15 protein-coding genes are annotated in these 18,294 nt (G+C 67.8%); 11 read left to right on the forward strand and 4 right to left on the reverse strand.

Going from position 1 to position 18,294, the window contains the following annotated elements:
* Positions 1–113: 113 nt before the first annotated feature.
* The 4 genes from ACEVQ6_RS02825 to ACEVQ6_RS02840 form a co-directional block, all read right to left on the reverse strand.
* Positions 114–2,114: a PAS domain S-box protein gene (locus ACEVQ6_RS02825; RefSeq protein WP_374887387.1), complete on the reverse strand. Its 2,001-nt coding sequence runs from the start codon at positions 2,112–2,114 to the stop codon at positions 114–116.
* Positions 2,111–2,833: a response regulator gene (locus tag ACEVQ6_RS02830; RefSeq protein ID WP_374887388.1), complete on the reverse strand. Its 723-nt coding sequence runs from the start codon at positions 2,831–2,833 to the stop codon at positions 2,111–2,113. Before ACEVQ6_RS02830 ends, ACEVQ6_RS02825 begins: the two co-directional genes overlap by 4 nt.
* Before the next feature lie 168 nt (positions 2,834–3,001).
* A complete protein-coding gene (locus ACEVQ6_RS02835) occupies positions 3,002–4,867 on the reverse strand; it encodes a calcium-binding protein (RefSeq protein WP_374887389.1) in 1,866 nt (621 codons plus the stop codon).
* Positions 4,868–5,098: 231 nt separating this feature from the next.
* Positions 5,099–5,854, reverse strand: coding sequence for a winged helix-turn-helix domain-containing protein (locus ACEVQ6_RS02840; RefSeq protein ID WP_374887390.1), 756 nt, complete (start codon positions 5,852–5,854; stop codon positions 5,099–5,101).
* Positions 5,855–5,943: 89 nt separating this feature from the next.
* On the opposite strand from ACEVQ6_RS02840, the gene ACEVQ6_RS02845 reads away from it, so the two are divergent.
* From ACEVQ6_RS02845 to ACEVQ6_RS02895, 11 genes are all read left to right on the forward strand, one after another.
* On the forward strand, positions 5,944–6,735 hold the full coding sequence (locus ACEVQ6_RS02845; protein ID WP_374887391.1) for a response regulator transcription factor: 792 nt from the start codon (positions 5,944–5,946) through the stop codon (positions 6,733–6,735).
* Between the two features lie 482 nt (positions 6,736–7,217).
* Positions 7,218–8,288: an HD domain-containing phosphohydrolase gene (locus ACEVQ6_RS02850; RefSeq protein ID WP_374887392.1), complete on the forward strand. Its 1,071-nt coding sequence runs from the start codon at positions 7,218–7,220 to the stop codon at positions 8,286–8,288.
* Between the two features lie 22 nt (positions 8,289–8,310).
* Positions 8,311–8,634 (forward strand): STAS domain-containing protein, encoded by a 324-nt coding sequence (locus ACEVQ6_RS02855; RefSeq protein ID WP_374887393.1) that lies wholly within the window; start codon positions 8,311–8,313, stop codon positions 8,632–8,634.
* The gene (locus ACEVQ6_RS02860) at positions 8,631–8,999 is read left to right on the forward strand and encodes a response regulator (protein ID WP_374887394.1); all 369 of its coding nucleotides are present in this window, start codon (positions 8,631–8,633) and stop codon (positions 8,997–8,999) included. The genes ACEVQ6_RS02855 and ACEVQ6_RS02860 overlap by 4 nt, the downstream gene beginning before the upstream one ends.
* Entirely contained in the window at positions 8,996–10,981 is a 1,986-nt protein-coding gene (locus ACEVQ6_RS02865; RefSeq protein ID WP_374887395.1) for a chemotaxis protein CheA, read from the forward strand. The genes ACEVQ6_RS02860 and ACEVQ6_RS02865 overlap by 4 nt, the downstream gene beginning before the upstream one ends.
* Complete coding sequence (locus ACEVQ6_RS02870; protein ID WP_374887396.1) at positions 10,978–11,466, forward strand: chemotaxis protein CheW; 489 nt, start codon at positions 10,978–10,980, stop codon at positions 11,464–11,466. Before ACEVQ6_RS02865 ends, ACEVQ6_RS02870 begins: the two co-directional genes overlap by 4 nt.
* A gap of 56 nt (positions 11,467–11,522) precedes the next feature.
* The gene (locus ACEVQ6_RS02875) at positions 11,523–13,631 is read left to right on the forward strand and encodes a HAMP domain-containing methyl-accepting chemotaxis protein (RefSeq protein WP_374887397.1); all 2,109 of its coding nucleotides are present in this window, start codon (positions 11,523–11,525) and stop codon (positions 13,629–13,631) included.
* Between the two features lie 236 nt (positions 13,632–13,867).
* Complete coding sequence (locus ACEVQ6_RS02880; protein WP_374887398.1) at positions 13,868–15,703, forward strand: methyl-accepting chemotaxis protein; 1,836 nt, start codon at positions 13,868–13,870, stop codon at positions 15,701–15,703.
* 2 nt (positions 15,704–15,705) lie between these two features.
* On the forward strand, positions 15,706–16,200 hold the full coding sequence (locus tag ACEVQ6_RS02885) for a chemotaxis protein CheW (RefSeq protein ID WP_374887399.1): 495 nt from the start codon (positions 15,706–15,708) through the stop codon (positions 16,198–16,200).
* Positions 16,201–16,330: 130 nt separating this feature from the next.
* A complete protein-coding gene (locus ACEVQ6_RS02890; RefSeq protein WP_374887785.1) occupies positions 16,331–17,173 on the forward strand; it encodes a CheR family methyltransferase in 843 nt (280 codons plus the stop codon).
* 5 nt (positions 17,174–17,178) lie between these two features.
* Positions 17,179–18,267: a protein-glutamate methylesterase/protein-glutamine glutaminase gene (locus tag ACEVQ6_RS02895; protein WP_374887400.1), complete on the forward strand. Its 1,089-nt coding sequence runs from the start codon at positions 17,179–17,181 to the stop codon at positions 18,265–18,267.
* The last annotated feature ends 27 nt before the right edge of the window (positions 18,268–18,294 follow it).

The following is an 18,294-nucleotide window of genomic DNA, read 5'->3' on the forward strand; positions in this document are numbered from 1 at the left end:
CTGGTGCGGCGGATTTTACGGCCCTTGCCCCAGCCATCACAGCCTGTCTACGACATTCTTAAAAAGGTGCACGACCCCCGCCGGCGTCCGCGCGGCGCGCGCCGGTCGGGCGCTTACCGCGGACCTTGCAGGACGGCGTCGACCAGCCGGTCGATATCGGCGGCCGTGAACGGCTTTTCCACCGCCGGGCAGCGGCTGCGGGCGAGGAAGCGGCCGGCGGCCGGCCCCAGCGTGTCGCCCGTGACGAAGCCGATGCGGGTTGAAAGCGCCGGATGGGTGCGCGCCAGCCAGTCGAACAGCGTCGGGCCGTCCTCGTCCGGCATGCGGATGTCGCAGATGATGACGTCATAGGCGTCCGGCGCCGCGTCGAGCGTCCGTCGCGCGGCTGCGCCGCTGGTGACGATATCGCAGGAGAAGCCCGACGGCGCCAGCATGTCGCTCAGAAGCCCGGCGACGTCGACCTCGTCGTCGACGACGAGCGCCCGGCGCGCCATGATCGGCGCGGGAGGCCCCGCGTCGTGCCGCATCTCCGCGTCCGTGGCCGTGTCCGCGGCGAGCGGCAGGCTGACGGTGAAGCAGGCGCCGCCCCCTTGCCCGTCCGTGAGCGCCAGCGTGCCGCCGTGCCCCTCGATGAAGCCGCGCGAGACGCTGAGGCCGATGCCGGTGCCCGTCCCTTGCGGTTTGGTCGTGAAGAAGGGGTCGAAGATGCGGCTGCGGATCGCTTCGGGCACGCCGGGGCCGTTGTCGGCGACGCTGAGCGTGATGCGGTCCTCGGCCGCGTCATGGGCGGCCGTCAGATGGATCCGCCGGGGCAGGGGGCTTTCCTCCAGCGCCTGCCGGGCATTCATCAGCAGATTGACCAGCACCTGGTGCAACTGGTCGCTGTCGGCTGCGATGCGCGGCAGTCCAGGCGCGATGTCGCGGCTTACCTCGATCCCGGCCGTGCGCAGGCCGTAGCCGAGCATCTCGACGGCGCCGGTGACGAGGGCGTCGATGTCGACCGGTGCCCGTTCCGCCTTGCGCTGGCGCGCCATGGCAAGGAAGGTGCGCACGATCCGGGCGCAGCGGTTGGCCGCCGCCTCGATCTTGCCGGCGCGCTGCGCCATCTTCGCCGGATCGAGCGGCGTTCCGGGCGTTTCCGTCAGCTCCCGCAGCATCAGCGCCTGGCCGACGACGATCGACAGCGGATTGTTGAGCTCGTGCGCCACGCCGGCGAGCAGCGACCCGAGGGCCGCGAGCTTTTCCGTCTGGTAGAGCGCGTCGCGCTGGCGCTCGATTTCCGCGCGGGCGTGGTGCACCGCCGTCAGGTCGCGCAGATGGGCGGTGAAGAGCCTGGAGCCGGCAATCCGCACTTCCGTGATCGCCAGCTCGACGGGAAGGCGCGATCCATCCGCCCGCATCGCCTCCATCTCGACGCGGCGGCCGAGCACGGTCGCCTGGCCGGTCGCCATGTAGCGCTGCATGCCGGCGTTGTGACGGTCGCGGTATTCCGGCGGGATGATGAGCGACCCGATCGCTCGGCCGATCGCCTCGGCGGCACGGTAGCCGAAGGTCGCCTCCGCCGCCCGGTTGAAGGCGACGACCCGGCTGTCCTCGTCGACGACGACGATGCAGTCGAGCGCGGAATCGACCACCGCGCGATGCAGCGCCTGCTGGCCCGCGCGGATTTCCGCCTGTTCGGCGAGTTCGTCCTCGCGCTGCCTCAGGTCGGTGAGGTCGCGGCCGACGGCGATCACGCCCTCGACCGGTACGCCCTCGCTGCGGTAGGGCGTCAGGCTTTCCTGCACATAGCGCCGGCCGAGGCCCTCGTAGATCGCCCAGCCCTCGCGGCGGACGGTCTCGCCGGCCATCAGCCGCGCCTCGACGCCGGCATAGCCGCGCTCGACGGGCTCACCGAGGATCTCGCCGATGCGCCGGCCGATCACGGCCTCTGCCTGCCGCCCGACGAAATCGAGGAACTCGCGGTTGACGTAGCGATAGCGCCGCCCGAGGTCGAGGAAGACGGCGCGCGCCGGCATGGCGTCGATCAACGCCTGCAGCCCGTTTCGGCCGGGGATGGCGCCGGCGCCGGCCACGACCGGCATTTCCGTCATCGTCAGCGGCGTGACGTTCATGGCGTGCTCCGCGAGGGGGTGTAGACATAGCCGACGCCGCGCACCGTGCGGATCACCTCGGGCTTGGACGGGTCGGCCTCGATCTTGCGCCGCAGCCGGGTGATGCGGATGTCGATGCTGCGGTCCGCGCCGTCCGCCGCCTTCAGATGCGCCTTCGCCAGCAGTTCCTCGCGGCTCAGCGGCCGGTCGGGATGGCCGGCGAAGATCCTGAGGAGGTCGAATTCCATCGCCGTCAGCGGTTCTTCCGCGCCGTCGCCGGAAACGAGCCGCCGCCCCTCGAGGTCGAGCGTCAGGCGGCCGAAGCGCGGCGCCGCCGCTGAGGTCCGGTCGGGCTCCGGCTGCATCGCCGCGCGGCGCAGCACCGAGCGGATCCGCGCCTTCAGTTCCCTGAGGTCGAAGGGCTTGGTGATGTAGTCGTCGGCGCCGATCTCCAGGCCGACGACGCGGTCGACGATGCCGTCATTGGCGGTGACCATCAGGATCGGCGTCCGACCCTGCCGGCGCAGCCGCCGCGCGATCGAGAAACCGTCCTCCCTCGGCATGTTGACGTCGAGCAGCACGAGATCGGCCGGGTCCTCGGCGAGGCAGCGGTCGAGCGCGGCTCCGCCGTCTGCCGTGCGCACGAGAAAACCGTGCTGGCCGAGATAGTCGGCCACCATGTCCCGGACATCCTCCTCGTCATCGACGACGACGAGGCGTGCGCCTTTCTGTGACGTCATCGACCACCGTTCCGCCCTTACGCCGCGATGCCGGCGCCCCTACCGATTTTGCGCAAGAGTGCTTTAGAACGCAATGGGAAAGACATATGCGAAACGGAAGCGGCACCCGCTCCTTCCGGAACGGGCGCCGCTGCCTGCCTTGCCGTTTCCCTGTCCGCCCGCCTTTCGTCAGAGCAGGAAGTCGGAGGCGGTCAGGCCGGTGACGCCGACGACGTCGATGCGGATGTCGGCCATGCCGTCGCCGTTGACGTCGCCATAGACCGTGGTGTTGCCGTTCGCGGTTTCCGTCCAGAGATCGCCGGCGCTGCCGAAAAAGCTTTTCGTCGGCGAGAAGAAGAAGCTGCCATTGCCGGCGGTCGTCGTGTCGGCGTCGATCGCCGACAGGTCGATCCTGTCCTGGCCGCGGACGAAGTCCTTGATCGTGTCCCAGCCGGTCGTCGAGGTTTCGGAGACGGCGTTGAACTTGAACATGTCGTTGCCCGAGCCGCCCCAGAGGCTGTCCATCATCGCGCCGCCGATCAGCGTATCGTTGCCGGCATCGCCGTAGAGCGCGTCGATGTCGGCGCCGCCGCTGATCTTGTCGTTGCCGTCGCCGCCGCGCAGGATGTCGAAGCCGGCATCGCCGTTGACGAAATCGTTGCCGGTGCCGCCGTCGACCGTGTCGCTGCCATTGCCGCCGTTGAGCACGTCGCCGTCCGCGCCGCCCTGGATCGTGTCGTTGCCATCGCCGCCCCAGACGAAGTCGACGCCGTTGTCGCCGCGGATCGTGTCGTTGCCGGCATCGCCCTGGAGCGTATCGTTGCCGTCGTCGCCGTCGAGGAGATCATCGCCCGCGCCGCCGATCAGCGTGTCGTCGCCCTCGTAGCCGTAGAGCTTGTCATTGCCGGCCATGCCGTCGATCGTATTCTTGGCGGCATTGCCGCCGATGACGTTGGCCGAGGCATTGCCGGTGCCGTTCTGGTTGCCGGTGCCGTCGAGGTTGAGGTTCTCGATGTCGGCGCCGAGCGTGTAGGAGGCAAGCGTCGTGTTGACGGTGTCGATGCCGCCGCCGCCGGCCTCGCTGACCTGGTCGCCGGCATTGTCGACGACATAGGTGTCCATGCCGATGCCGCCGATCATCACGTCCGCCCCGAGGCCGCCGTCGAGATAGTCGTTGCCGTCCATGCCGCCGTCGAGGACGTCGTTGTCGATGCCGCCGAAGAGCTTGTCGTTGCCGCTTTCGCCGTAGAGCTTGTCCTTGCCCTCTCCGCCATAAAGCGCATCGTTGCCGCTGCCGCCATAAAGCGTATCATGGCCGTTCTGGGCGTCGATCGTATCGTTGCCGAGATTGCCGTAGAAGGTCTCGCCGCGGTTGGAGCCGGTGATCCTGTTGTCCAGTTCGTTGCCCCTCAGCGTGCCGCCGCCGGCAGGCGTCTCGAAGTCGAAGGGGTCGTCCCAGCTCGACACGTAGACGGAGCCGTCAACCTCGATGTTCTCGAGGTTGGCGCCCAGCGTGTAGCTGGTGCCGAGCAGGACCCGGACCGTGTCGATGCCTTCGTTGGCCTTCTCGACGATGGAGGCCGTCGAATCGCCGCCGATGTTGCTGTAGACGTCGTTGCCCTCGCCGCCCTGGAGAACGGCGTGGAAGTTGTTGTCGACGTTCAGCACGAAGGTGTCGTCGCCGGTGCCGCCATAGGCGGTCGCGCCGCCGAACAGTTCGAAACGATCGTTTCCGGCATCGCCATAGGCCTTGGCGGTCTCCGCGCCGCCGGTGCGCAGGCGGATGACGTCATTGCCGTCGCCGCCGCGCGCCGTCCCGCGGCCTTCGTCATAGAAGCCGAGTTCGAGGAAATCGTTGCCTTCGCCGCCGTCGATGATGTCGTCGCCATCGCCGGAGTAGAGGGCGTCGTCGCCCTTGCCGCCGAGAATCGTGTCGTCGCCGTCGCCGGTGATGATCGTGTCCTTGCCGTCATTGCCGAAGACGAGGTAGTCGCTGTCGTCCGCGGCGCTCCAGTAGTCGTTGCCGTTGGTCAGCGTGATCTTCTTGTAAGCCATGTCGCTCTCCCGTGTCCCGTTGTCGCTGTTGCGTGATCCCCGGCCCCGCCGGTTGGATGACGCTGTTATCGGTGACGGACGTTACGACACGATCCCGGCCGGAGCGGCCGTCGTGTTTCAATTGTTTCACTACAAACGATAGGGCGGCGCCGGCGGGTCGGGTCCGCGGGTGACGAGATAAGAGAGTCTGGAAATCAGGCGCTTGAACCGGCATGCGACGGCGAATGTCCGTCAGCCCTTCTGCGCCGATCCCCCCTGCGCCGATCCTCCCTGTGTCGGGCCTTCATCCGCCACGAGACGGTAGCCCCGGCCGCGCACCGCCTCGATCACGTTCCCACCGTCGCGTTCGAGCTTTCGGCGGAGCCGGGCGATGCGGCGGTCGATCGAGCGGTCGGCGGCCTCGCCGTCGCTCGCCGGTGCCCGTTCCAGGAGGTCGTCGCGGCTGAGCACATGCCCCGGCCGGTCGAGGAAGCATTTGAGAAGGGCGAATTCCGACGGCCCGAGCGGATCTTCCCCTCCGTCTGCATGGACGATCTTCTGGGCCGAGAGGTCGATGGCGACCGCGCCGAGACGCATCAGCCGCGCTGGTGCGGCCGGATGGCCGCTCCGCCGCAGGAGCCCTCGAAGCCTTGCCAGAAGCTCGCGCGGGGAGATCGGCTTCTCAAGGAAATCGTCGGCGGTCGTCTCCAGTCCCAGCACCCGTTCGAAGGGGCTGGCGGCGCCGCTGAGGAAGAGGATCGCCGGCATCGCGGCGTCGTCGAAACGGGCCGCAAGTCCGTCGGCGATGTCGAGGCCGCTTTCCGTGCCGAGATGCAGGTCGAGCACGATCGCCTGGGGATGGAAACCGGCAAGGATGCAGCGCGCCTCGGTGCCGTCGGCGGCGGGCCGTGCATCGAAGCCATGGGCGCAGAGATAGTCGGCGAGCGTTTCGGCCAGCACGACGTCGTCGTCGACCAGAAGGACACGCGGTCTGTCGTCGGAGGGCATGCGGCGTCCTCGTCCCTTGGCCGGATGGTCGTGCGCCGCGGCCCGTGCTAGGCAGGCGACATCGTCCTTTCTTTCATGGCGGCAGGCGGATGACAACGGCTGGATCCCGAGCGATCGCGGACGGGTCGGAGCGGACGGGCATCGTGGTGGTGGAGGACGATCCGGACCTGCGCGACACGGTGGTCGACTATCTGCGCATGAGGGCCTTCGACGTCGAGGGACTCGGCGACGGGGCGTCGCTGCGCGCGCTGTTTACGGCGGCCGCTCCCCCGGCTTTGGTGCTGCTCGACATCGATCTGCCCGGCGAGAACGGCCTGTCGCTCTGCCGCTGGCTGAAGCGGGAAAGCCGGGCCCGGGTCATCCTCGCGACCGGCGCGGCGCAACCGCTCGACCGGATCGTCGGCCTGGAGGCCGGTGCGGATGCCTATGTCGTCAAGCCCTACGATCTGCGGGAACTCGTCGCCCGCATCCGTGCCCTGCTCAGGCGTCCTGCTGCCGCGCCGCTCCGCGATCCGGCGCCTGCGGCCGTCGACGAAAGGCCCGGCCTGATGATGTTGGGTCCTCACCGGCTCGACCGTGCCGGCCGCAGGTTGACGGACGCGGCCGGCAACGATCTTGGCCTGACGCCGGCCGAATTCGCGCTTGCCTGCCTGTTCGCCGAGCGGCCGAACCGCATTCTGAGCCGCGCCGTTCTCTGCGGGGCGCTGCGCGAGCGCGGCCCCGGGCCGGGCGACCGCGCGGTCGACGTCACCGTCGCGCGCCTGCGCCGCAAGATCGAGACGGAGGCCGCGCCCGCGCGCCTGATCGTCACGGTCAGGAACGAAGGGTATCGGTATGAAATACACTCCATGCGTGAATTCCGTTCGCGTGACGGCGGATGACCGCGGAAAGAGCGGGCATTCCCCAAGGGAAGGCAGGGGGTCGGCGAATCACTTCGCATCGTGTCAATAGTCAATCCTGCTAGGTCATGAGGCTTCAACAATTCCAAGGAGATGGCCTTTCCGATCCCAAGCTTTGTCGGACAAACTTGGCGACATCCTTAACCTTGGATTAACCACTGGTTCCTAGGATGGTCCTGCATAGCAAGCAGTGCTCCCTCCAACGGACCTGCCCTTCAAGGATAAGACATTTCCTCTTCCACCGGTTGTGGCGGCGGGCGAACAGCGGCGTTTGCCGGGCGGCGTCATCATCGCCCGCGCGCGTCCTTCCTCGCCGGAATCGCCACGCATGCACCGTCGCATGATGCGGCCGTTACCGAACGTCTTCTGACAGATCGAACATCCGCGACGTCGAGCGCCGCCGGACCGCCGGCGTGACTGCGCGCCGTCGTGGTCCGACTGCCGCCGCCCATGGGACCACGCCGTTGAACATTGCCCTGATTGACGACAGCCGCTCCGTTCTCTTCGCGCTGACGCTCGCCCTCTCGGAGCTCGGCGGCGTCGAGATCCAGTCCTTCGTGGATCCCGCCGAAGCGCTCGTCGCCTGCGGCAACACCGTCTTCGACCTCGTCATCGTCGACCACACCATGCCGAGGCTGACCGGCATCGACGTCATCCGGGCGCTGAAGCGCTATGACGCCTATGCGCTCGTGCCGATCGTGATGATCACGTCCGAAAGCGACCGGGCGATCCGGATCGAGGCGATCGAGGCGGGCGCGACCGAATTCCTGCGCAAGCCCTTCGATTCGATCGAGCTGAAGGCGCGCGTGCGCAATCTCCTGTCGCTGCGCGAGGCCCAGACCGCCATCGCCGGCCGCGCTGAAAAGCTCGCCGTCGCGGTCACCGACGCGACGCGCGATCTCGCGGCGCGCGAGGAGGAGATGATCTGGCGGCTCGCCCGGGCGATCGAGTTTCGCGACGGCCACACCGGCGACCATGTCTCGCGCGTCGCCGAGATCTCGCGGCTGATCGCCGAGGCGCTCGGCCATGACGCCCATTTCTGCCGCATGGTCTATCTCGCCGCGCCCCTGCACGACGTCGGCAAGATCGGCATCCCCGACGGCATCCTCAACAAGCCGGGACGGCTGACGGCCGACGAGTTCGCCCGCATGCGCGAGCATGTGGCGATCGGCGAGCGCATCCTCGACCGGGGCTCTTCCGAACTCGTGCGCGTCGCCGCGCGCATCGTCGCCGGCCACCATGAAAAATGGGACGGCAGCGGCTATCCGCGCGGCCTTGCGGGAAGCGCGATCCCGATCGAGGGGCGCATCGTCGCCGTCGCCGACGTGTTCGAGGCGCTCTCATCGGAGCGCCCCTACAAGGCGGCCTGGCCGCTGACGAAGGCAGCCGCCGAAGTGGTGGCCGGCAGCGGCTCCCATTTCGACCCGGCCTGCGTTGCCGCCTTCTGCCGGCAGTGGCCGCAGATCGCCGCGATGATGGGCCTTTCCGATTGCCCGCCGCTGGAGCCGGCGCCCCCCGTCCGGGCGGTCGCCTGATGACGAACCAAGGAGACCGGCCATGAGCCAGACCGTTCCGGAACCCCTCACGCTAACGCCGCCGCTGACGATCCGGTCGATCGACGGGCTGCACGCCCGCCTGCTCGCGCCGCTGCAGGCCGGTCGCTCCGTCGTCCTCGAGATCGAGACGGAGGCCGATTGCGATCTGAGCGTGCTCCAGCTTCTCGAGGCGGCGCGCCGCTATGCCCGCGAGCGCGGCGTTTCCCTCACCCTGTCGAACCCCGTCGGCGCGCGGATCCGCGAAACGCTCGGCCGCGCCGGCTTCCTGTCGGACATGGATGCGGACGCGTCCAGGTTCTGGTTTCACCGAAAGGACGTCCAATGAGTGCCAGCATTCTCACCGTCGATGATTCCGCCAGCATCCGGATGACCACGAAGATCACGCTTTCGAACGCCGGCTACAAGGTGACCGAAGCGGTGGACGGCCTCGACGGACTGAACAAGGCGAAGAGCGGCCAGTTCGACCTCATCGTCACCGACCTCAACATGCCGAACATGAACGGCATCCGGATGATCGAGGAACTGCGCAAGTCGCCTGCCCATACCGGCATCCCGATCATCTTCCTGACGACGGAATCGGATGCAGACATGAAGGCGAAGGCCAAGGCGGCGGGTGCCACCGGCTGGATCACCAAGCCCTTCGATCCGGAAACGCTCGTCAAGATCGCGCGCAAGGTGCTCGGCAAATGACCCTCGACCCCATCCAGGTCTTCCGCACGGAGGCGGTGGAGCTTTTCGAGCAGATCGAAAGCGGCCTGCTCGACCTCCTGCACGACCTCTCCGACCACGACCAGATCGATGCGGTGTTCCGCGGGCTGCACACGCTGAAGGGCTCGGGGGCGATGTTCGGCTTCGACGCGCTCGCGGCCTTCACCCATCATTGCGAGACGGCCTTCGACCGTGTGCGCAAGGGCGAGGTGCCGGCGACGAGCGAGCTCGTCGCGGTGGTCCTCGAGGCGCAGGACCACATGCGCGCCCTCGTCGAGACGCCGCATGGTGACCACGAACAGGCCGGAAACCGGCTGCTCGCGCGGCTCCATGCCGCCGTCGGCGCAGGGGCTGCGCCCGGCGCCGGGGCGCCGCCGCCCGCATCCGGGCCGCGCAGGCCGGCCGAGGCGCCCGCCGCCACCGCCTACGACATCCGCTTCCGCCTGCCGGCCAACGCGATGGCCAACGGCACCAATCCGCTCGGCCTTCTCGACGAACTCGCCGAGCTCGGCGCCTGCGAGATCCGCGTCGATCTGACCCGGCTGCCGTCGCTCGCCGAACTCGTGCCGACGGACCTTTATCTCGGCTGGCACGTGCATCTCGTCACCGATGCGCCGCGCTCGGCGATCGACGACGTCTTCATCTTCGTCATGGACGACATGGAGCTTCAGGTCGAGGCATCCCCGCCGGAGGCCGAGGCTGAACCCCGCACCGCCGAACAGGCCGCCGAGCCGGTCCGGCGCGAGACCGCCTCCGCGCCGGTGCCGGCCGATGTCAAGCCGGCCAAGGCGGCCGAAAACGTCCGCGTTCCGGCCGAGCGCCTGGACGAGCTGATGGACCGGGTCGGCGAGCTCGTCATCGCCCAGTCGCGCCTGTCGCAGCTCGCCCATGCCAGCATCGACATCCACCTGCGCAACGTCTCCGAGGATGTCGAGCGCCTCTCCGGCGAGTTGCGCGACACAATGATGGTGCTGAGGATGGTGCCGGTCGGCAGCCTGTTCGGCCGGTTCCGCCGCCTCGTGCACGATCTCGCCCGCGAGACCGGCAAGTCGATCGAGCTCGTCACCGAGGGCGAGACGACCGAGGTCGACAAGACGGTGATCGAGCGCCTCTCCGATCCGCTCGTGCATCTGGTGCGCAATGCGATCGACCACGGCCTCGAAACGCCCGCCGAGCGGCGCGCGAGCGGCAAGGGCGAGACCGGCACGGTGGTGCTTGCCGCCACCCAGTCGGGCGGGGAGGTGATCATCACCATCCGCGACGACGGGCGCGGCATCAACCGCGAACGGGTCCGCGCCAAGGCGGAAGCCTCCGGCCTGATCCAGCCCGGCGCTGCGCTCGCCGACCAGGACCTCCTGCAGATGATCTTCCAGCCGGGCTTCTCGACGGCGCAGCAGATCACCAGCCTTTCCGGCCGCGGCGTCGGCATGGACGTGGTCAAGAAGACGGTCGAGGCGCTGCGCGGCACGATCGACATCGTCAGCCGGCCGGGCGAAGGCTCGGAGGTGGCGCTGCGCATCCCGCTGACGCTCGCCATCATCGACGGGCTGCTGATCCGTGTCGGCAAGGGCCGCTACGTCATTCCGCTCTCCGCCGTCGAGGAATGCCTCGAACTGTCGCTCGACGAGGACCTGCGCTCGCGCGGGCGCAGCTTCATCTCGCTGCGCGACAGCCTGATCCCCTACATCCGGCTGCGGGAGCTGTTTGCCACCGGGACCGAACCCGAACTGCACCAAAAGGTCGTCGTCGTCTCGACCGGCACCGAGCGCGTCGGCCTCGTCGTCGACCAGATCATCGGCGACCACCAGACGGTGATCAAGTCGATGTCGAAGCTGCATCAGGACGTCGTCACCTTCTCGGGCGCCACCATCCTCGGAGACGGCGGCGTGGCGCTCATCCTCGATGTCGGCCATCTCGTGGCCGCCGGCCAGAAACAGGAGGCGCATATGCGCGCGGCAGGATGAACCAGATCGCCCGGAAACAGGAATTCGACCAGATCTGGAACGGTGCCGAGCAACTCGAGGTGCTGATCTTCTGCCTGAACGGCGAAACCTTCGCGCTGGAGGCGACGATCGTGCAGGAGATCCTCGACCTGGTGCCGGAGACGCGCGTTCCCGGCAGCATGGCCTTCGTCTCCAGCGTCATCAATTTCCGCGGCAAGGTCATCCCGCTCGCCGACATCCGGCTCGCCTTCGGCATGCAGCCGGCCGAGGCGACGATCGACAGCCGCATCATCGTGCTCGAGCAGGTGATCGAGGGCGAGGCGACGCTGGTGGGGCTGAAGACCGACAAGGTCAACGAGGTCACCACGCTCGCCCGCGCCTCGGGCGAGCCGCCGCCGAGCGTCGGCATGCGCTGGCGCCCGGACTACATCCAGTGCCTGGTCAAGCGTGACAGCGAATTCATCATCATTCCGAACCTTGGGGAAATCTTCGCCAGGAAATCGTGAGGCCGGGGCGGCCCGCGGATCCCAGATCGAGACATTGACAGAAGTGGACTGACACCATGCGACTGGCCATCAAGACGAAACTCATCGCCACCTTCTCCGCCGTGATCCTCCTGTCCGGCGTCAGCATGTATGTGGCTGTGCAAAATCTGGCCCAGCTCAACGAGACGATGGACAAGGTCGTCAACGGCCGCGCCGCCGCGACGCTCGGTCTCAGCCAGCTGCAGACGCTGGCAACGGACGTGGCGTCGAACACGCGGCAGATCATCCTCAGCTCGGATCCGGCGGAGATGGAGGCGATCGGGAAGGCGCTCGCCGCCCGGAACGCCGAGATCCTGGAGAAATCCGATCAGGTCCGCGCCAAGCTGACGACCGACACCGGCCGGGGCTATCTCGACGCCTTCAAGAAAAAATGGGCCGATTACTGGGCGCGCAACATCGAACTGCAGGGCATGACGCTGAAGAACACCGATGTCGAGGCGCTGCGCATCTCGACGACCGACGGCAGCGCGGCCATCGATGCCGCGTCGAAAGTGTCGGACGCGCTTTTCCTCCAGATGAAGGACGCCGCCGCGCGGGCGGAGCCGGGTGCGCTTGAGAAATTTGCCGAGATCGCAGAGGTCCGCACCGACATCAGCGATTTCTTCCGCCAGCACCGCAACATCCTGCTCGCCAGCGGCGACCCGGAACGCCAGGCGGTCTGGGTCGAGGACTACAACGCGGCTGGGGCGGACGTCGCCTCCACTCTTGCCGCCCTGTCCTCGGGGCTCGCCGGCCAGCAGCGCCAGACGGCGGTCGCGCTCGAAAAGGCCTTCGCCGACGTCAAGGATGCAGCCGACCGCTCGAACGCGCTGTCGATCGAGAAGAGCAACTATTTCGCCAACAAGCTTGCCAACACCGAAATGCGCGCTGCCCGCGAGGAGGCGATGAGCTCGCTCAACGACCTCATCACCTTCAACGGCGAGCGGCAGGCGGAAGAACTGCGCGCCTCCGCGGCGGCCTATGACTCGAGCCGTGCCCTGCTGACCGGCCTGCTCGTCGCCTCGACGCTGATCGCCATCCTCGCCGCGCTCTGGATCGTGCTGTCGATCGGCAAGGGCCTGCGCAAGGCGAACGAGGCCGTGCGCAGCGTGGCCGAAGGCGACCTGACCCGCTATGCGACGATCACCACGAAGGACGAGATCGGCGACCTGCTCGGCTATGTCAACACGATGATCGAGCGCCTGCGCGCCGTCGTCGGCGACGCACTCTCCGCTTCCGACAACGTCTCGTCCGGCAGCCAGGAACTGTCGTCGAGCTCGGAGCAGCTGTCGCAGGGCGCGACAGAGCAGGCGTCTTCGGCCGAGGAAGCCTCTGCCTCGATGGAGGAGATGGCCGCCAACATCAAGCAGAACGCCGACAATGCCGCCCAGACGGAAAAGATCGCCCGCCAGTCGTCGAAGGACGCCGAGGCGAGCGGCGAGGCGGTCAGCCGTGCCGTCGGCGCCATGCGCACCATCGCCGAGAAGATCTCGATCGTGCAGGAGATCGCCCGCCAGACCGACCTTCTCGCGCTGAATGCGGCCGTCGAGGCGGCGCGCGCGGGCGAGCACGGCAAGGGCTTCGCCGTCGTCGCCTCGGAGGTGCGCAAGCTCGCCGAGCGCAGCCAGGCGGCGGCCGCCGAGATCAGCGCGCTGTCCGGCGACACCGTCAAGGTGGCGACCGAGGCCGGCGAGATGCTGACGCGGCTGGTGCCGGACATCCGCAAGACCGCCGAACTGATTTCGGAGATCTCTGCGGCCTGCCGCGAGCAGGACATCGGCGCGAGCCAGATCAACGAGGCGATCCAGCAGCTCGACAAGGTGACGCAGCAGAATGCCGGCGCGTCGGAAGAGATGTCGGCGACCTCGGAGGAACTGGCCGCCCAGGCCGAGGAACTCCAGGCCTCCATCGCCTTCTTCCGGGTCGAGGATGCACCCGCTTCCCGTCCGCAGCCGGTGAGAAAATCCGCCGCCCGGCCCGTCGCGTCGGCGAAGCCCGCGGCCCATCGCGCCGCCGCCCCGGCGCGCCGGCCGGTCGCACCGCAGCACAGCGTCGCCGCCCAGCAGGCCCGCGCCCGCGGCTTCGCCCTCGACATGTCGATGGGCGGACCGGATGCCGACGATGCCGACTTCCGCGAAAGCGCCTGAGGCGGTTCAGGCTGGAAAAGGGCGGCGGGGCTCCGGTCCCGCCCGGGCCCGGGACATCCGCCGGGGGCGGGGGATGGCCGGATTGAGGAATGACCGGCGCATGATCGCGCCGGGCCCGGCTTCCGGGCGATCCTGTCGCAGGCCCGCATGAGCAGGCCGGGCGACATCGCCGAATGCGATACGCCCGGGGGGCGGCGCTTCAGAATGCATCCTGTCCGATTTGGGGAAACTGGACCATGCGCGTGACCATCAAACTGAAACTTGCCCTGGCCTTCGGGCTCATCATCCTGTTTTCCTGCGGCCTGGCGCTGCTGGCGATCAACAATCTTTCGTCCCTCAATACATCCGTTACGTCGATCGTGCAGGGGCCGGCAACGAACCTTCAGCATTCGTTCGATCTCTCCGATGCGGTCATGCGCTCGATCCGCGCGGAGAAGAATGTCGTCATCAATACCGATGCGACCCAGATCTCGTCATTTGCTCAGGAAGCACGTACCGAGCGCGCGAAGATCGGCGAGGTTCTATCCAAGCTGGAAAGCAATGCAACGGGCCCTATCCGGGAGCAGACGGACAAGTTTAAGGCCATCCTGCCGGAATTCGAGTCCACACAGGAGGCTGTTCTGCGGCTTGGTATCGAGAACACCCCGGACAGCAACCGTCGGGCAGGGGAAATCTCGATGGGGCAAGGGCGAAAACTGGCGACCGACATGAGCCTGTCGCTGGACGCCATCAATACCTCGGTCACCGACGATCTGCGTGCCACCGATGCGGAGACGAACGACCTTTATACGAATTCGCTCACCATGCTCTTTTCCGGCCTCGCCGTGATGGCGGTGGTATCGATCGTGATCGCCACATGGATTGCCGTCAGCGTCAACTCGGGGCTGAAGAAGATCAAGGCGATTGCCGACGCGGTGGCGATCGGCGACCTCGACCAGAATATCGAAATCAGGACCAATGACGAGATCCGCGACGTCGCCAACTCGGTCGCGGTGATGACCGGCAACCTGCGCAACACCGCCAACATCGCCGACCAGATCGCCAATGGCGACCTGACGGTCTCGCCGAAGCCGCTCTCCGACAAGGACACGCTCGGCAAGTCGCTCGAAAGCATGGTCGAGCGGCTGCGCGCGATCGTCGCCGACGCGCTTGCCGCCTCCGACAACGTCTCGTCGGGCAGCCAGGAACTGTCGTCGAGCTCGGAGCAGCTCTCCCAGGGCGCGACCGAGCAGGCCTCGTCCGCCGAGGAAGCCTCCGCCTCGATGGAGGAGATGGCCGCCAACATCAAGCAGAACGCCGACAATGCCGCCCAGACGGAAAAGATCGCCCGCCAGTCGTCGAAGGACGCCGAGGCGAGCGGCGAGGCGGTCAGCCGTGCCGTCGGCGCCATGCGCACCATCGCCGAGAAGATCTCGATCGTGCAGGAGATCGCCCGCCAGACCGACCTTCTCGCGCTGAATGCGGCCGTCGAGGCGGCGCGCGCGGGCGAGCACGGCAAGGGCTTCGCCGTCGTCGCCTCGGAGGTGCGCAAGCTCGCCGAGCGCAGCCAGGCGGCGGCCGCCGAGATCAGCGCGCTGTCCGGCGACACCGTCAAGGTGGCGACCGAGGCCGGCGAGATGCTGACGCGGCTGGTGCCGGACATCCGCAAGACCGCCGAACTGATTTCGGAGATCTCTGCGGCCTGCCGCGAGCAGGACATCGGCGCGAGCCAGATCAACGAGGCGATCCAGCAGCTCGACAAGGTGACGCAGCAGAATGCCGGCGCGTCGGAAGAGATGTCGGCGACCTCGGAGGAACTGGCCGCCCAGGCCGAGGAACTCCAGGCCTCCATCGCCTTCTTCCGCGTCGACCAGACCGGTGCCAAGGCGAAGCCGGCGGTTGCGCACAAACCCGTCTTCCGCCCGCAGGCAAAGCCGGTCGCGCGTCCCGCCGCCAGCGCGGCGCCGAAGAAGGTCGCCGCCCCGGCGCAGCACAGCGTCGCGGCGCAGCAGGCCCGCGCCCGCGGCTTCGCCCTCGACATGTCGATGGGTGGACCGGACGCCGACGACGCCGACTTCCGTGAGAGCGCCTGATCATGGCCGGCGCCTCCTCCGAATCCCAGTTCGTCACCTTCAGCCTCGGTGACGAGGTCTTCGCCCTGCCGGTCTCGGTCGTGCGCGAGATCCTCGACCACGAGGAGGCGTTCAAGATCCCCCATGGCCCGGATTATCTCCTCGGCCTCCGGGATGTGCGCGGCCAGGGGGTGCCGGTGATCGATCTGCGGCTGAAGCTCGGCATGACCCGCACGGTCCGCACGCCGCACACCCGCATTCTCGTCCTCGACGTGCCGATGCGCGAAAGGACGCTGGCGCTCGGCCTCGTCGCCGACAAGGTGTTCGAGGTCACGCCCTTCCGCCACGACGAGATCGAGCAGGCGCCGGACATCGGCGCACGCTGGAACTCCGACTATATCGCCGGCGTGGTGCGCCGCAATGGCGGCTTCGTCGTCATCATCGACCTCGTCCGGCTGTTCTCCGGCGATGCCGGTGCGTTGGGCGGCGCGGCCGGGCGAATGGCGGTTCCCGCCTGAGGCGAGGCCCGGGCGCCTGCCGCCCGGGGCATCATGCTGTGACGGCCGACGGTGTCCTCGCGCGCAAGCGCCTTCTCGAAGGCGCTTGCGCGCCGGGCACGGGCGCCAAGGAGAGTTTTGCGTGAGCGCGATGACCAGGACCTCGTCCTTCGAGGACAGGCTGAGTTCGAGGAACTTTGCCCGCCTGTCGAAGTACATCTACGATTACAGCGGCATCAAGATGCCGCCGAGCAAGCTGACCATGCTGGAGGGGCGGTTGCGCAAGCGGCTGCGCGCCACCGGCATTGCGACGTTCGACCGCTATTGCGACTTTCTCTTCCGCGACGGCGGGCTGGAGACGGAATCGATCTACCTGATCGACGCCGTCACGACCAACAAGACGGATTTCTTCCGCGAGCCGAACCATTTCGACTATATGGCTTCCGTCGTGCTGCCGGAACTCGCCAGGGCCGGCCATCGCCGCGTCAGGGCCTGGAGTTCCGCCTGTTCGACCGGCGCGGAACCCTATACGATGGCCATGGTGCTCGCCGATTTCGCCGAGGCGACGCCCGGCATCGAATTCAAGATCCTGGCAAGCGACCTGTCGACCGAGGTGCTGGAGACCGCCCGTGCCGGGATCTATCCGCGGGACCTGATCTCGCCCGTCCCCCCGGCGATGCAGGCGAAATACGTGATGACGGCGATCGACCGAAAGCGCCGCGAGGTGCGCATCGTGCCGTCGCTTCGCGCCCGTATCGGCTTCGCCCGGCTGAACCTGATGGACGCGTCCTACGGCGTCGGCGACCCGATGCACATGATCTTCTGCCGCAACGTGCTGATCTATTTCGACAAGCAGACGCAGGCGCATGTGCTGTCGCGCCTGTGCGACTGCCTCGCGCCCGGCGGATACCTCTTCATCGGCCATTCGGAATCGGTGACGGGCATCCCGCTTCCCGTCCGCCAGGTCGCCAACACCATCTTCAGGAAGGTCTGAACCGCATGGGCAAAAAGATCCGTGTGCTGATCATCGACGACTCCGCCAGCGTCCGCCAGACGCTGACATCGGTGCTTGCGGCCGATCCGGCGATCGAGGTGATCGGAACGGCGTCTGATCCGTTCATGGCGGCGAAGCGGATCCAGGAGGACATTCCCGACGTCATCACCCTCGACGTGGAAATGCCGCGCATGGACGGCATCACCTTCCTGCGCAAGATCATGGCGCAGCGGCCGATCCCGGTGGTGATGTGCTCGTCGCTGACGGAGGCGGGGTCCGAGACGCTCCTCCAGGCCCTTGAGGCAGGCGCGGTCGACATCATCGTCAAGCCGCGCATCGGTGCTGCCGACTACCTCGCCGAATCGGGCATGCGCATCTGCGAGGTGGTGAAGAGCGCGGCCCAGGCGCGGATCGGCTCCGGCCGCTCCGCGCGAAGGCCGGTGGGCGGCGCCTCGCCGCAGGCGAAGCTGACGGCCGACGCGGTGCTGCCGCCGCCGACCGGCAAGGCCATGGCGCGCACGACCGAAATGGTCGTCTGCGTTGGCGCGTCGACGGGCGGCACCGAGGCGCTGCGGGAAATGCTGGAGCAGCTTCCCGGCAACGCACCCGGCATCGTCATCGTCCAGCACATGCCGGAGAAATTCACCGCCGCCTTCGCCCGGCGGCTGAACGGGCTCTGCGAGATGGAGATCAAGGAGGCCGAGGACGGCGACACGGTGCTGCGCGGCCATGTTCTGATCGCGCCCGGCGACCGCCACATGCTGCTCGAGCGGCAGGGCGCGCGGTATTATGTCTCGGTCAAGTCGGGGCCGCTCGTCTCGCGCCACCGCCCCTCCGTCGACGTCCTCTTCCGCTCCGCCGCCCGCTCCGCCGGCGCCAATGCGATGGGCGTGATCATGACCGGGATGGGCGACGACGGCGCGCGCGGCATGGAGGAGATGCACCAGGCCGGCGCCCTGACGATCGCGCAGGACGAGGCGAGTTCCGTCGTCTTCGGCATGCCGAAGGAGGCGATCGCGCGCGGCGGCGTCGACAGGATCGTTCCCCTCGACCAGATCGCGCGCGAGATCCTGGCCCAGGACCGTCGCCGCTGAACGGCGTGTCGCGGTTAGGCGGTCGTT

Source organism: Ensifer soli (assembly GCF_041928815.1).
GTDB lineage: Bacteria > Pseudomonadota > Alphaproteobacteria > Rhizobiales > Rhizobiaceae > JBHFEI01.